The organism is Kitasatospora sp. LaBMicrA B282, from assembly GCF_050325825.1.
Lineage (GTDB): Bacteria > Actinomycetota > Actinomycetes > Streptomycetales > Streptomycetaceae > Kitasatospora.
Genome location: NZ_JBNQTI010000091.1, coordinates 21,071 through 34,449, shown reverse-complemented (window position 1 = coordinate 34,449; position 13,379 = coordinate 21,071). Strand labels below are relative to the sequence as shown.

General features: G+C 71.6%; 14 protein-coding genes. 9 read left to right on the top strand and 5 right to left on the bottom strand.

The genetic code is table 11. The annotated features are described in order from the left end of the window. Positions 1-128: 128 nt before the first annotated feature. Positions 129-968 (bottom strand): serine hydrolase domain-containing protein, encoded by an 840-nt coding sequence (locus ACQRUO_RS23725; protein ID WP_428318051.1) that lies wholly within the window; start codon positions 966-968, stop codon positions 129-131. A gap of 115 nt (positions 969-1,083) precedes the next feature. Between ACQRUO_RS23725 and ACQRUO_RS23720 the strand changes: the two genes are divergently transcribed. From ACQRUO_RS23720 to ACQRUO_RS23710, 3 genes are read left to right on the top strand one after another with little or no spacing between them, the layout of a single operon-like run. After that, positions 1,084-1,665, top strand: a complete 582-nt coding sequence (locus tag ACQRUO_RS23720; RefSeq protein ID WP_428318050.1) for a MerR family transcriptional regulator — start codon at positions 1,084-1,086, stop codon at positions 1,663-1,665. Further along, on the top strand, positions 1,662-2,690 hold the full coding sequence (locus ACQRUO_RS23715) for an aldo/keto reductase (RefSeq protein WP_428318049.1): 1,029 nt from the start codon (positions 1,662-1,664) through the stop codon (positions 2,688-2,690). Before ACQRUO_RS23720 ends, ACQRUO_RS23715 begins: the two co-directional genes overlap by 4 nt. Before the next feature lie 27 nt (positions 2,691-2,717). Further along, entirely contained in the window at positions 2,718-3,290 is a 573-nt protein-coding gene (locus ACQRUO_RS23710; protein ID WP_428318048.1) for a hypothetical protein, read from the top strand. A gap of 6 nt (positions 3,291-3,296) precedes the next feature. Here ACQRUO_RS23710 and ACQRUO_RS23705 read toward each other — a convergent pair whose 3' ends face one another. From ACQRUO_RS23705 to aceE, 4 genes are all read right to left on the bottom strand, one after another. Continuing rightward, positions 3,297-4,475 (bottom strand): alpha/beta hydrolase, encoded by a 1,179-nt coding sequence (locus ACQRUO_RS23705; RefSeq protein ID WP_428318047.1) that lies wholly within the window; start codon positions 4,473-4,475, stop codon positions 3,297-3,299. Positions 4,476-4,572: 97 nt separating this feature from the next. After that, positions 4,573-5,289 carry a TetR/AcrR family transcriptional regulator gene (locus tag ACQRUO_RS23700; RefSeq protein WP_428318046.1) on the bottom strand — a complete coding sequence of 239 codons (717 nt, stop codon included), beginning with the start codon at positions 5,287-5,289 and terminating at the stop codon, positions 4,573-4,575. 208 nt (positions 5,290-5,497) lie between these two features. Next, on the bottom strand, positions 5,498-5,665 hold the full coding sequence (locus ACQRUO_RS23695; protein ID WP_428318045.1) for a hypothetical protein: 168 nt from the start codon (positions 5,663-5,665) through the stop codon (positions 5,498-5,500). Between the two features lie 210 nt (positions 5,666-5,875). Beyond that, positions 5,876-8,626: a pyruvate dehydrogenase (acetyl-transferring), homodimeric type gene (gene aceE, locus ACQRUO_RS23690; protein ID WP_428318044.1), complete on the bottom strand. Its 2,751-nt coding sequence runs from the start codon at positions 8,624-8,626 to the stop codon at positions 5,876-5,878. A gap of 273 nt (positions 8,627-8,899) precedes the next feature. On the opposite strand from aceE, the gene ACQRUO_RS23685 reads away from it, so the two are divergent. From ACQRUO_RS23685 to ACQRUO_RS23660, 6 genes are all read left to right on the top strand, one after another. Beyond that, entirely contained in the window at positions 8,900-9,028 is a 129-nt protein-coding gene (locus ACQRUO_RS23685) for a hypothetical protein (RefSeq protein WP_428318043.1), read from the top strand. Positions 9,029-9,178: 150 nt separating this feature from the next. Further along, positions 9,179-9,616: a DUF3052 domain-containing protein gene (locus ACQRUO_RS23680; RefSeq protein WP_428318042.1), complete on the top strand. Its 438-nt coding sequence runs from the start codon at positions 9,179-9,181 to the stop codon at positions 9,614-9,616. Positions 9,617-9,867: 251 nt separating this feature from the next. Then, the gene (locus ACQRUO_RS23675; protein ID WP_428318041.1) at positions 9,868-10,326 is read left to right on the top strand and encodes a peroxiredoxin; all 459 of its coding nucleotides are present in this window, start codon (positions 9,868-9,870) and stop codon (positions 10,324-10,326) included. 229 nt (positions 10,327-10,555) lie between these two features. Further along, entirely contained in the window at positions 10,556-11,131 is a 576-nt protein-coding gene (locus ACQRUO_RS23670; protein WP_428318040.1) for a TerD family protein, read from the top strand. Positions 11,132-11,440: 309 nt separating this feature from the next. Beyond that, positions 11,441-12,025: a TerD family protein gene (locus tag ACQRUO_RS23665; RefSeq protein ID WP_428318039.1), complete on the top strand. Its 585-nt coding sequence runs from the start codon at positions 11,441-11,443 to the stop codon at positions 12,023-12,025. A gap of 50 nt (positions 12,026-12,075) precedes the next feature. Further along, positions 12,076-13,215, top strand: a complete 1,140-nt coding sequence (locus ACQRUO_RS23660) for a DUF475 domain-containing protein (RefSeq protein WP_428318038.1) — start codon at positions 12,076-12,078, stop codon at positions 13,213-13,215. The last annotated feature ends 164 nt before the right edge of the window (positions 13,216-13,379 follow it).

The following is a 13,379-nucleotide window of genomic DNA, read 5'->3' as shown; positions in this document are numbered from 1 at the left end:
GGCGGCGTTGGGGTGCGTGCATCGGCGGCGCCGAGGAGGGAGTCCATGCGGAGCATCGGCGACTGACGAGAAGCCGTCGAGGTGCGTGCCCCGGCGTCGCCGCGCAGACGGGGGTTTGAAGACTGGCCCTAGCGGCCGGCGCGCAGCTCGGCGAGCAGCGCGTCGGTGAAGGCCGGCCAGGCCTCGGCCGCCCACGGGCCGAAGTCGCGGTCGGCCAGCGCCACGCAGGCCGCGCCCGCGACCGGGTCGACCCAGAGGAAGGTGCCGGACTGGCCGAAGTGGCCGAAGGTCTGCGGGGAGCTGGTGGCACCGGTCCAGTGCGGGGCCTTGCCGTCGCGGATCTCGAAGCCGAGCCCCCAGTCGTTGGGCCGCTGGTGGCCGAAGCCGGGCAGCACGCCGGTCAGGCCGGGGAAGGCCACCTCGCGGGTCGCGGTGCTCACCGTGTCGGGGTGCAGCAGCCGCGGGGCCTGCAGCTCGGCGGCGAACCTCGCCAGGTCGGCGGCGGTGGAGACGCCGCCGGCGCCGGCCGGGGTGCGGTGCGCCGGGTCGATCGCGGTGTCGACCATCCCCAGCGGCTCGAAGACCGCCTCGGCCGCGTACCGCTCGAACGGGATCCCGGCGGCCTTGGCCAGGGTGTCGGCGAGCACGTCGAACCCGGCGTTGGAGTACAGCCGCCGGGTCCCGGGCTCGGCCATCGCCCGGTGCTCGTCGAAGGCCAGGCCCGAGGTGTGGGCGAGCAGGTGACGGACCGTCGAGCCGGCCGGACCGGCCGGGTCGTCCAGCTCGAAGACGCCCTCCTCCACGGCGACCAGCGCCGCGTAGGCGGTCAGCGGCTTGGTCACCGACGCCAGCTGGAAGCGGTGCTGCTGCGGCCCGTGCGCGCCCAGCAGTGCGCCGTCCGCGCCCCGTACCACCGCCACGGCCGCCGTCCCGACCGGCCAGTCCTCGATCATCCGCAAGCTCTCCATGGCAGGAACTGTAACCGGGTACCGCGGAGACCCGTCCGGGCTGCCGGCTTGCTTGGAGTGCACTCCAACTCGATAGCGTCGAGGACACCACGCCGCACCACCCGGGGGAGCCGACATGAGCGCCGTGCCAGCCCAGCAGTTGCCTGCCCAGCAGGTTCCGGCCCGACCGTCGCCGGTCCGGGAGTCGCCGGCTCGCCAGTCGCCGGTCCGGGAGTCGCCGACGGAGCAGGTGACCGCGGTCGAGCCCGCCCGCCGCCCCGTCGACCGGGTCCGGGAGGCCTGCGAGGCCGGCCCCGGGGAGGCGCCCGCCACGCCCGGCGGCTCCTCGCTGCGCCACGCCATCAGCGAGGTGGCCGCCCGCACCGGGCTGACCACCCACACCCTGCGCTGGTACGAGCGCATCGGCCTGCTCGACCCGGTGGACCGCTCGCACGCCGGGCGCCGCCTCTACAGCGACGATGACCTGGCCCGGTTGGCCTTCCTCGGCCGGCTGCGGCTGACCGGCATGCCGGTGGCGGACATGCTCCGCTACGTCGAGCTGGTCCGGGAGGGCGACCACACCATCGAGGGCCGGCGCGAGCTGCTGGTCGCGCACCGCGAGGAGGTCCGGCAGAAGATCGCCGACCTGCACGCGACCCTCGCCGTCCTCGACTACAAGATCGACCGCTACTCAGGGAAGAAGGCGCAGAGCCAATGAGCACCAGCCAGTCGACGTCCACCCTCCCCGCCGTCCGGCTCGGCACCGACGGGCCGCTGGTCGGCGTCCAGGGCCTCGGATGCATGGGGATGAGCGAGTTCTACGGCCCCACCGACACCACCGAGGCGCTGGCCACCCTGGAGGCCGCGCTGGCGGCCGGGGTCACCATGTTCGACACCGCCGACGTCTACGGCTCGGGGCACAACGAGGAGCTGGTCGGCCCCTTCGTCCGGGCCCACCGCGACCAGGTGGTGCTGGCCACCAAGTTCGCGATCGAGCGCCGGGCGGACGACCCGCACTACCGCGGGGTCCGCAACGACCCGGCCTACGTGCGCACCGCGGTGGACGCCTCGCTGCGCCGCCTGGGCATCGAGACGATCGACCTCTACTACATGCACCGGCGCGACCCGCAGGTGCCGCTGGCCGAGTCGGTGGGCGCGATGGCCGAGCTGGTGCAGGCCGGCAAGGTGCGCCACCTGGGGCTGTCCGAGGTGACCGGCGCCGAGCTGCGCGAGGCCCACGCGGTGCACCCGATCGCCGCGGTGCAGCAGGAGTGGTCGCTCTTCTCCCGTGACGTGGAGGTCAGCCTGGTCGGCGCGGCCGCCGAGCTGGGCGTCGCCCTGGTGCCCTACTCGCCGCTCGGCCGCGGCTTCCTGACCGGCAGCTTCGCCAGCGCCGAGGAGCTGGCCGAGGACGACTTCCGCCGCCACCAGCCGCGCTTCAACGGCGACAACGCGGCCGCCAACGCCGCGCTGATCGCCCCGATCCGGCAGCTCGCCGCCGAGCGCGGGGTGACGCCCGCTCAGGTCGCCCTCGCCTGGGTCCACCAGCGTGCCGCGGTGCACGGCCTGACGGTGGTTCCGATCCCCGGCACCCGCAAGCGCACCCGGCTGGCCGAGAACACCGCGGCCGCCGGGCTGCAGCTGACCGAGGCGGAACTGGCGGTGCTGGAGCCGCTGGCCGACGAGGTCGCGGGCACCCGGTACCCGAACATGACCACCGCCACCGCAGTCGGCCGCGAGTAGCCACCGGCCGGTCGCTACGCTGGCGCGGTGACCGAGAAGCTGACCCTACGCTCCCGTGCCGTGCTGGAACCGCTGTTGCACCCGGGGGAGCGCCTGTTGGACGTGGCCGCCGGCTACCCGGTGGCGGGGGCCACGGGGGTGGGGCACGGGCCGTCGGCCAGGGTCGGCAACGCGATCTCGCGGATCGGCGCGGTCAGCGGTGGGCAGACCTCGCTGGCGGCCGGGTTCCCGGTGCGGATCCCGGAGAGCCAGAAGCTGCTGGCGGTGACCGACCGGCGGGTGCTGTACGTCGGCGGGAAGGCCGACTTCCGCACCCCCGGGCGGATCGCCTGGGAGCTGCCCCGGGAGTTCGTGACCCGGGTCGAGCGGCGACCGCGGACGCAGCTCATGGCCCGGTTCCGGCTGCACTTCGCGGACGGCTCGGCGGTCTCGATCCTGACCCTGCGCCGGGCCGCGATCGAGACCCTGGCCGCGGCGCTGGCCACCCCGGCCGCCGCCGCACCGCAGGACGCCGTGCGGTGGGCCTGCCTCCCGCAGGACGCCGCACCGCCGTGGGGTGCGACGCCGTGGGGTGCGGCACCGGACGACGCGGCCCGGTAGCCGGCCTCAGCCGTTGCGGTAGACCACGGCCTGGTAGTCGCCGAGCGCGATCGCCGCGAAGTTGAACAGGCTGGTGGTGCCGGGCGCGAAGTACCCCACGTGCCCGGCGGCGCCGGCCGAGGAGATCTGCTCGGCACCGAAGTCCGAGCCGGTCGGGTCGGCGCCGTGGCCGAGGCCGCCGACCTCCACGTACGGCACGTCGCCGATCCAGTCGCTGGGGTTGCGGGTGGCCCACAGGTGGACCCCGGTACCCAGCTCGTCGGCGTTCTGCACGCCCATGCCCGGGCTGCCCAGCACCACCATGTCGGTGGTCGGGCCGTGCAGCAGCGGGGCCACGGTGCCGCAGACCACGGTGCCGTAGGAGTGGCAGACCAGGGTCGGCGGGGCCGCCGGGGCGCTGGTCTGCTTCAGGCCCTCCAGCAGCCGGTACAGCCGCGGCGCGCCGGCCTGGGCGAGCCGGGCGGTGGCCGCGTCCGGGCCGAGGCCGACCGGGGTGACGTAGCCGGTCCAGGCGATCACCGCGGTGCTGGTGTCCGGCGCCAGCTGCTGCTCCTTGGCCTGCAGCGCCCGGGCCATCCCGGCCGGCGAGCGCAGCGGGTCGTCGGCCCGGTCGTGGTGGCCGAGGTCGGTGTCCGAGCCGGGCACGATCACCGAGACCCGCTGGGCGGTCGCCAGGTCGCCGAAGACCTCGGTGACCAGGCCGCGCCCGCGCGGGTCGAAGGCCAGGATCTGCCGGCCGGGGCGCAGCAGCGCCTGGCAGTCGTTGGCCCGGGAGACGGCGAGCGCGTGGGTGGTGGCGTCGACCTTGGGGTCGGCGGCGACGGCCTTGGCCCGGGCCACCTCGTCGAGCAGGGCCAGCCGGTTGGCCCGGTAGCGCAGCTGCAGCGGGGCGCCGTCCAGGTTGCCGACCACCAGCGGGTAGGCCTGCACCAGGCGGTCCTGCTGCGCCGCGCCGAGCGAGGCGAAGAAGGCGGCCACCGTGGTGGCGTCGGCGGTGGCCGGGTCGGGCAGGTCCGTGCCCAGCGAGTGGTCGTGCGTCCACGCCTCGGAGCCGGCCGGCGGCGTGGTGATGGCCACCTGCTCGTTGGAGGCGGCGGCCTGGGCCGCGGCCGCTCCGGCGTCGGCCAGCACCGCGCACGCGGCGAACGCCCCGATCAACGCGCGCTTCAGGCGCCTGCGCCGCATCGCGTCAACTCCCCTGGGTGGTACGTCGGACAACGTTCAGTCGGCCAGCGTATTAGGTCTCGGGGAGTGCTGGAGCCGCCCCAAACTGTGGGTTGGGTCACAGTGACCGGCTGTCGCCCGTTTCGTTGCCCCGCCAGTCGCCGGTCAACGCCGGTCCGAGCTGGTCGAGATGACGCTCGATCACGGCAATCATCGCCTCCGGCCCGTCATCCTCCGGGGTGTCCACCGCGCTGCTGGTCCAGGCCAGGTGGGCCGAGCGGACCACCGCGCCGAAGACCGCCGCCAGCAGCCGGGGCCGCAGGTCCAGGGCCGGGTCCACGCCCTCGCGGGCGGCCAGCACCTCGGCCACTCGGCGCTCCTGGTCGGCCGACCGGCGCAGGTGGGCGGCGAGCAGGGTGGGGGTGGACTCGATCAGCTGGATCAGTTCCAGCGCGGCGGTGACCCCGCGGGTGCCGCCGGTGCGGGCCGGGCTCAGGTCGCGCCAGGACTCGCCGATCGCCGCCCGCAGCGCGGTCAGCGGGTTCTCCGCGGCCGGGCGGGCCTGCAGCCGGCCGATGAAGTACTCCTCGGCGTCGGCCAGCACCGCGAGGGCGGCCTCCTCCTTGCCTGCGAAGTAGCGGAAGAAGGTCCGCTGCGAGACGTCCACGGCGGCGGCGATCTCGTCGACGGTGGTGTCGGCGTAGCCCTGGCCGAGGAAGAGCCGGTGGGCGGCGTCCACCAGGGCGTCCCGGGTGCGCTGCTTCTTGCGTTCGCGCAGCCCCGGCGGCGGGGCGCCGCTGGGCGCCGGGTTTGGGGTGCCGGCAGAGGTGGCCATGCGGACACGATAGCGCGGGGGCGGCGGCGGGGCCGAGTTCAACTGGCAGTGACTGACAGAAGACATGGATTGCCTTCTGTCAGTTGCTGTCATAGCCTCGGAATCCGGTGGCGCCCGTGCGGCCGACGAGCTCGTGGGGACGGGCGGGGCCCGGGCGCCACCCGACTCGCGGGCCGCCCCGGACGCCGTTCAGCGGGTCGGACGCCGTTCAGCGGGTCGGGCGCAGCTCCGCCGCCGCCTCGCGCAGCACGCGGGCGCGCTCCTCGCGCTCCAGGTCCGGGAAGTAGTCCAGCAGCCGGCCGGCCGCCTCGGTGGGGGTGAGGTGGACCTCCTGCAGCAACCAACGGGCGCGGTCCAGGATCCGTCTGTCGTCCATGGGGCGATCATCGCCGGGCGCGCGCCCGGCGGCGCGCCGTACTGCGCCGGTCGGGGCCGGCGGCCGGTGCCCGGGATCCCGTGGCCCCCGAGCACCGCTGCCGAGCACCGCTCCCGGGCACCACGACGGCCGAGGGCCGGCTCCCCAGGGGGAACCGGCCCTCGGCCGTCGCGCGGCGCCTCGGCGCCGCAGCAGCTCGGTCGGACGACCTCAGGCGTCGCCGCCCGCCGCGCCCGGGTCGGCGGCGGCCACGTCCAGCAGCTGGTAGCGGTCGATCGCCTCCTTCAGCGCGGAGCGGTCGATCTTGCCCTGCTTGGCGAGCTCGGTCAGCACGCCCAGCACCACCGACTGCGCGTCGATGTGGAAGAACCGGCGGGCCGCACCGCGGGTGTCGGCGAAGCCGAAGCCGTCCGCACCCAGCGACTGCCACGCACCGGGCACCCAGCGCGCGATCTGGTCCGGCACCGCGCGCATCCAGTCGGAGACCGCGACGAACGGGCCCTCCTGGCCGGTGAGCTTCTCCGTCACGTACGGCACCCGCTGCGGCTCCTCGGGGTGCAGCAGGTTGAACCGCTCGGCCTCGATCGCGTCGCGCCGCAGCTCGTTCCAGGAGGTCGCGGACCAGACGTCGGCCTTGACGTTCCACTCCGCGGCCAGGATCCGCTGGGCCTCCAGCGCCCACGGCACGGCCACGCCGGAGGCGAGGATCTGCGCCGGGATCTGGCCCGCGGTGGCGGGCGCGTACTTGTGCAGACCCTTGAGGATGCCCTCGACGTCGACGTTCTCGGGCTCGGCCGGCATCTGGATCGGCTCGTTGTAGACCGTCATGTAGTAGAAGACGTCCTCGCCGTGCGGGTGCTCGGCGGAGGAGCCGTACATGCGGCGCAGGCCGTCCTGGACGATGTGCGCGATCTCGAAGCCGTAGGCCGGGTCGTAGGCGACGACGGCCGGGTTGGTCGAGGCCAGCAGGTGAGAGTGGCCGTCGGCGTGCTGCAGGCCCTCACCGGTCAGCGTGGTGCGACCGGCGGTGGCGCCGAGCACGAAGCCGCGGGCCAGCTGGTCGGCCATCTGCCAGAACTGGTCACCGGTGCGCTGGAACCCGAACATCGAGTAGAAGACGTAGACCGGGATCAGCGGCTCGCCGTGGGTGGCGTAGGAGGAGCCGGCGGCGATCAGCGAGGCGGTGCAGCCCGCCTCGGAGATGCCGTCGTGCAGCATCTGGCCGGTCGGCGACTCCTTGTAGGCCAGCAGCAGCTCGCGGTCGACCGACTCGTAGGTCTGGCCGAGCGGGTTGTAGATCTTGGCCGACGGGAAGAGCGAGTCCATGCCGAAGGTGCGGTACTCGTCGGGCGCGATCGGCACGAAGCGGTTGCCGATGCCCTTGTCCCGCATCAGGTCCTTGAGCAGGCGGACGAACGCCATGGTGGTGGCGATGGTCTGCTGGCCGGAACCCTTCTTGACCGCCTTGTACGCGTCCTCGCCGGGCAGCTCCAGCGGACGCGGGCGCACCTTGCGGGTCGGCACGTAGCCGCCCAGCTCCTGGCGCCGGTCGTGCATGTACTGGATCTCCTCCGAGTCCCGACCCGGGTGGTAGTAGGGCGGGTAGCCCTCCTCCAGCTGCTTGTCGGTGATCGGGATGTGCAGCCGGTCGCGGAACCGCTTGAGGTCCTCGACGGTCAGCTTCTTCATCTGGTGGGTGGCGTTGCGGCCCTCGAAGTTGGGGCCCAGCGTCCAGCCCTTGACGGTCTGCGCCAGGATGACGGTCGGCTGGCCCTTGTGCTCGCGGGCCGCCTTGAACGCCGAGTAGACCTTGCGGTGGTCGTGGCCGCCGCGACCCAGGTGCTGGATCTGCTGGTCGGTCATCTCCTCGACCATCTTGCGCAGCCGCAGGTCGCCGCCGAAGAAGTGCTCGCGGATGTACGCGCCCGACTCGGTGGCGTAGGTCTGGAACTGGCCGTCCGGGGTGGTGTTCAGCTTCTCGACCAGGACGCCGTCGCGGTCCTGGGCCAGCAGCGGGTCCCAGGTGCGGTCCCAGATCAGCTTGATCACGTTCCAGCCGGCACCGCGGAAGACCGACTCGAGCTCCTGGATGATCTTGCCGTTGCCGCGCACCGGGCCGTCCAGGCGCTGCAGGTTGCAGTTGACCACGAAGGTCAGGTTGTCCAGGCCCTCGCGCGCGGCCAGGGTCAGCTGGCCCAGCGACTCCGGCTCGTCCATCTCGCCGTCGCCGAGGAAGGCGTACACCTGCGAGTCGGAGGTGTCCTTGATGCCGCGGTGCTCCAGGTAGCGGTTCATCCGGGCCTGGTAGATCGCGCCGAGCGGGCCGAGGCCCATCGAGACGGTCGGGAACTCCCAGAAGTCCGGCATCAGGCGCGGGTGCGGGTAGCTGGACAGGCCGTACGGGGCCTTCGACTTCTCCTGGCGGAAGGAGTCCAGCTGCTGCTCGGAGAGTCGGTCCAGCAGGAAGGCGCGGGCGTAGATGCCGGGGGACGCGTGGCCCTGGAAGAAGACCTGGTCACCGGACTCGCCGTCGGCGTCCTTGCCGCGGAAGAAGTAGTTGAAGCCGACGTCGTAGAGCGACGCGGAGGAGGCGAAGGTGGCGATGTGCCCGCCGACGCCGATGCCCGGGCGCTGGGCGCGGGAGACCATCACGGCCGCGTTCCAGCGGGTCGCGTTCAGGACCTTGCGCTCGATCTCCTCGTTGCCGGGGAAGAACGGCTCGTCCTTGGTGGCGATCGTGTTGACGTAGTCCGTGCTGCGCATCTCGGGCACGGCGACACGCTTCTCGCGGGCGCGCTCGATCAGCCGGAGCATCAGGTAGCGAGCACGCTCGCGCCCCCGCTCGTCAATGGCCGCGTCGAGCGACTCCAGCCATTCCGCGGTCTCCTCGGGATCGAAGTCCGGGACCTGACTCGGAAGGCCGCCAATGATGATCGGGTTGCGATCTGATCCGGAAGCCACGCTGTTCCTTCACTGTCGGTCGAAACTGAGGTGTGTCGCGCCGCCTCCATCGTGTACCGCGACTCGGAGATCCGTCATCTCTACCGATCGGTAACCGTCGCGCCTGGTGGGCGAGCCGGTCAGGTGGGGCCCGGACGGCGTCATCGCCGTCGCCGGGCGTCCACCGGGTGTTACGAAGAGGTGGTCCGACCTGATGTGCCCGGATCGCTCCGGGCTCCCCGCTCGCCCGCTGGCGGCCGGTCGGGGTGAGGGCCAACAGGAGACTGTACGCCCGTGATCGTGTTGCTCTCGAATGCCGTTCGCATCGCGGGCACGGGGCTGGACGAGCCTGCCTGGACCGTCGGCGGCCGAGTGGCATCCGCAGCATGGGCGAACGATCCGCAAAAGGGCAAATCGGTGTGATTCCCGGCACAGGACTCGGCGTGTCTTGCTACGACACGTCAACCTTTGGGTGGGATCGGGGGTCGGGTACTTGCGCGAACCGCCGCTCCCGTGTGGACTACGGCCACAGCCTTGGCACCGACGCCAGGCCGAATACTGGAGGTTATTCCCGTGAGCGCGACCGCGGACCCCGCGGACAAGTCCAACCCGGCCTCGAAGCTGGGCTTCGAGCCCGGCCAGATCGTCCAGGAGATCGGGTTCGACGAAGACACCGACCAGGAGCTCCGCGAGGGAATCGAGGAGATCACCGGTGAGGAGCTCGTCGACGAGGACTACGACGACGTCGCCGACGCCGTCCTGCTGTGGCACCGCGAGGAGGACGGGGACCTCACCGATGCCCTCGTCGACACTCTGGAGTACCTGGCCGAGGGCGGCGTGGTCTGGCTGCTGACCCCGAAGAAGGGCCGTGACGGCTACGTGGAGTCGCACGAGATCGCCGACGCGGCGAAGACCGCCGGGCTCTCCCAGACCAGCTCGATCTCGGTGGCCAAGGACTGGGCCGGCACCAAGCTGGCCACGCCGAAGGCGGCGAAGTCCGGCAAGCGCTGACGGCAGCCCGCTCCGCTTGCACCGGACCCCGCTGGAGGAACCTCCAGTGGGGTCCGGCTGCTTTCCGGCCCCCGGTTGTGGCCACCGCCGGGGGTCCTGTTCGCTTGCGGCGAAACCGGTGCCGAAACTCCCCCGAAGGGACCTGCGCCGTCACCCGTCCGGCCGAATTCGGCGTGTCGGATGCGAGGATGAGCCCGCCGCGCGCACGCACCGTGCCCGCAGCCTCAGACGCGCTCAGAAAGGTCCCAACCATGGCCATCGAGGTCGGTACCCAGGCTCCGGACTTCGAGCTGAAGAACCAGCACGGCGAGCTGGTCAAGCTCTCCGACTTCCGGGGCGAGAAGAACGTCGTCCTGGTCTTCTACCCGTTCGCCTTCACCGGTGTCTGCACCGGCGAGGTCTGCGCGATCCAGAAGGAGCTGCCGCGCCTGCAGAACGACGACGTGCAGGTCCTCGCGGTCTCCAACGACTCGCCGTTCACCCTGCGCGTCTTCGCCGACCAGGAGGGCCTGGAGTACCCGCTGCTGTCGGACTTCTGGCCGCACGGTGCGGTCTCCACCGCCTACGGCGTCTTCGACCCGGAGAAGGGCTGCGCGGTGCGCGGCACCTTCGTGATCGACAAGTCCGGCGTGGTGCGCTGGTCGATCGTCAACGGCCTGCCTGACGCCCGCGACGAGCAGGAGTACCTGAAGGCGCTCGGCGCGCTCTGAGCCCCGCTGCCGGCCCGCCAGGGGCCGGCCCGGGCGGCCCGGTGCGGGCGGGGATCGGTGGGCGGCTGCGGCCGCCGCGCGGGAATCCCCGGCCACGCCGGGCCGCTTCGCGTTCCGGCCGGGAACCCGGTACTACGATCTGGCCGTTGACTGGAGCAGGGGCCCGGACGCCGGGCTGCTGGCCACATGCCGAGGCGCCGCAGGTGCCTCCCACATCCTGGAGGAAGTTGTGGGTGTCAGCCTGAGCAAGGGCGGCAACGTCTCGCTCACCAAGGAGGCCCCGGGCCTGACCGCGGTGCTGGTCGCGCTCGGTTGGGACGCTCGTACCACCACCGGCGCCGAGTTCGACCTGGACGCGAGCGCGCTGCTCTGCACCGAGCAGGGCAAGGTCGCCAAGGACAGCGACTTCGTCTTCTTCAACAACCTGAAGAGCCCGGACGGTTCGGTCGAGCACACCGGCGACAACCTCACCGGCGAGGGCGAGGGCGACGACGAGGTGATCAAGGTCGACCTGACCGCCGTGCCGCTCGGCACCGCGAAGATCGTCTTCCCGGTCTCGATCTACGAGGCCGAGACCCGGGGGCAGAACTTCGGCCAGGTCCGCAACGCCTACATCCGGGTGGTCAACCAGGTCGGCGGCCAGGAGATCGCCCGCTACGACCTCAGCGAGGACGCCTCGACCGAGACCGCGATGGTCTTCGGCGAGCTCTACCGCAACGGGACCGAGTGGAAGTTCCGCGCCATCGGCCAGGGCTACGCCTCCGGCCTGCGCGGCATCGCGCAGGACTTCGGCGTCAACGTCTGACCGACCACCGCCTCACGCGTGACCAGCGGGCGAGCAGCCCGCCGGCCCGCCCGCGCGGACCCCGAGGAGCCCTGGTCGCCGCAATCGGCGACCGGGGCTCCGTCGTGTCCGGCGGGCCCGCGGCGTCCTGTCTTCGGGGCCCCGAACACCGGGCCGACCGGCAGCCCAGGGCCTTGATAGGTTCCAAGTTCAGGATGTTCAGTGGGCGGTCCGGAACCGTTCGCGGGCGCGAGGGCGTACATCTGGTCTTCGGCCCTTCTCACCGCGCCGGACGGTGCGGACCGCCAGGGAGTGGGAGGAAAGACGACGATGAGTGTCACGCTCGCCAAGGGCGGCAATGTCTCGTTGAGCAAGGCCGCGCCGGGCCTGACCCAGGTTCAGATCGGCCTGGGCTGGGACGCCCGGTCCACCACCGGTGCGCCCTTCGACCTCGACGCGAGCGCGCTGCTCTGCACGGGCGGCCGGGTGATCGGCGACGAGTACTTCGTCTTCTACAACAACCTCAAGAGCCCCGAGGGCTCGGTGGAGCACCTGGGGGACAACCTGGTCGGTGGCCAGGAGGGCGACGAGGGCGACGAGGAGGTGATCCTGGTCAACCTGGACCTGGTCCCCGCGCAGGTCGACAAGGTGGTCTTCCCGGTCTCCATCTACGACGCGGACAGCCGGCTGCAGAGCTTCGGCCAGGTGCGCAACGCCTACATCCGGGTGGTCAACCAGCTGGGCGGCCAGGAGATCGCCCGCTACGACCTCACCGAGGACGCCTCCACCGAGACCGCGATGATCTTCGGGGAGCTCTACCGGTACCAGGGCGAGTGGAAGTTCCGGGCGGTGGGCCAGGGCTACGCCTCCGGACTGCGCGGGATTGCCCTCGATTTTGGAGTAAACGTACAGTAAAGGCACCGTCAAATCCTCGGCGCGCCATGTCACCGAAAGGTAGTAACACCGTGTTCCTCCGAACTTTCGGATGGTCCTTCGCGACCACGATCGCCGGGTTGGTCGCGGCCGGGCTGATCTGGGGCGCCGAGGGCTTCGGCGTGGTGCTCATCCTGGCGGTCCTGGAGATCTCGCTCTCCTTCGACAACGCCGTGGTCAACGCGACCGTGCTCAAGCGGATGAATCCGTTCTGGCAGAAGATCTTCCTGACCGTCGGCGTGCTGATCGCGGTCTTCGGCATGCGGCTGCTCTTCCCGCTGCTGGTGGTGGGCCTGACCGCGCACATCGGGCCGAGCACCGTGATCGACCTGGCCCTCAACTCCGGCCACACGTACCACGGGCTGACCTACGCCCAGCACCTGGAGGCGGCCAACCCGGCGATCGCCGCCTTCGGCGGGATCTTCCTGCTGATGATCTTCCTCGACTTCGTGCTGGACGAGAAGGACTTCCACTGGCTGCGCTGGATCGAGCGCCCGCTGGAGCGGATCGGCCGGCTGGAGGCGCTCTCCTCGGTGATCGCGCTGGGCTCGCTCGCCCTCGCGGCCCGGTTCTTCGCCGGCTCGCACGCCGAAACGGTCCTGCTCGCGGGCCTGCTCGGGCTGGCGACCTACCTCGCGGTGAACGGGCTCTCCGGGGTCTTCGAGTCGAGCCTGGAGGACGCCGAGGAGGATGACGAGGACGCCGACGAGGGCGCCGAAGGGGAGGCGGCCGTGGCCGTGGCCCGTTCCGGCGCCTGCGCGCTGCAGGTGGCCGGAAAGGCCGCCTTCTTCCTCTTCCTCTACCTGGAGGTGCTGGACGCCTCCTTCTCCTTCGACGGCGTGGTCGGCGCCTTCGCCATCTCCAACGACGTCTTCCAGATCACCCTGGGCCTGGGCATCGGCGCGATGTACATCCGCTCGCTGACGGTCTTCCTGGTCCGCAAGGGCACCCTGGACGACTACGTCTACCTGGAGCACGGCGCCCACTACGCGATCGGCGCGCTGGCCGCGATCCTGTTGATCTCGATCGAGTACAAGATCCCGGAGATCGTCACCGGCCTGATCGGGGTGGCCTTCATCGGGGCCGCGCTGGGCTCCTCGATGCTGCGCAACCGGCAGCTCGCCCGGCACGAGCTGCCGGCGCCGGACGTGGTGGAGGCCGGCCGCCACTAGGGCGGGCGGCACCTGGGCGGGCAAGCCCATGGGGGTGCCGCACATGGGGGCGGAAGACGGCCGCGGGGGGGGGGGGGGGGGGGGAAAAAAAAAAAAAAAAAAAACAAAAAAACAAAACCAGAACACAAAACAACAAAACCACAAAAACAACGCAAAAAAACAAA

Bases quoted from the DNA above. Each gene is read 5' to 3' on its own strand.
- ACQRUO_RS23705 (WP_428318047.1), bottom strand. From the start codon at position 4,475: ATGCGGCGCAGGCGCCTGAAGCGCGCGTTGATCGGGGCGTTCGCCGCG.
- ACQRUO_RS23695 (WP_428318045.1), bottom strand. From the start codon at position 5,665: ATGGACGACAGACGGATCCTGGACCGCGCCCGTTGGTTGCTGCAGGAG.
- ACQRUO_RS23715 (WP_428318049.1), top strand. From the start codon at position 1,662: ATGAGCACCAGCCAGTCGACGTCCACCCTCCCCGCCGTCCGGCTCGGC.
- ACQRUO_RS23665 (WP_428318039.1), top strand. From the start codon at position 11,441: ATGAGTGTCACGCTCGCCAAGGGCGGCAATGTCTCGTTGAGCAAGGCC.
- ACQRUO_RS23700 (WP_428318046.1), bottom strand. From the start codon at position 5,289: ATGGCCACCTCTGCCGGCACCCCAAACCCGGCGCCCAGCGGCGCCCCG.
- ACQRUO_RS23720 (WP_428318050.1), top strand. From the start codon at position 1,084: ATGAGCGCCGTGCCAGCCCAGCAGTTGCCTGCCCAGCAGGTTCCGGCC.
- ACQRUO_RS23675 (WP_428318041.1), top strand. From the start codon at position 9,868: ATGGCCATCGAGGTCGGTACCCAGGCTCCGGACTTCGAGCTGAAGAAC.
- ACQRUO_RS23725 (WP_428318051.1), bottom strand. From the start codon at position 968: ATGGAGAGCTTGCGGATGATCGAGGACTGGCCGGTCGGGACGGCGGCC.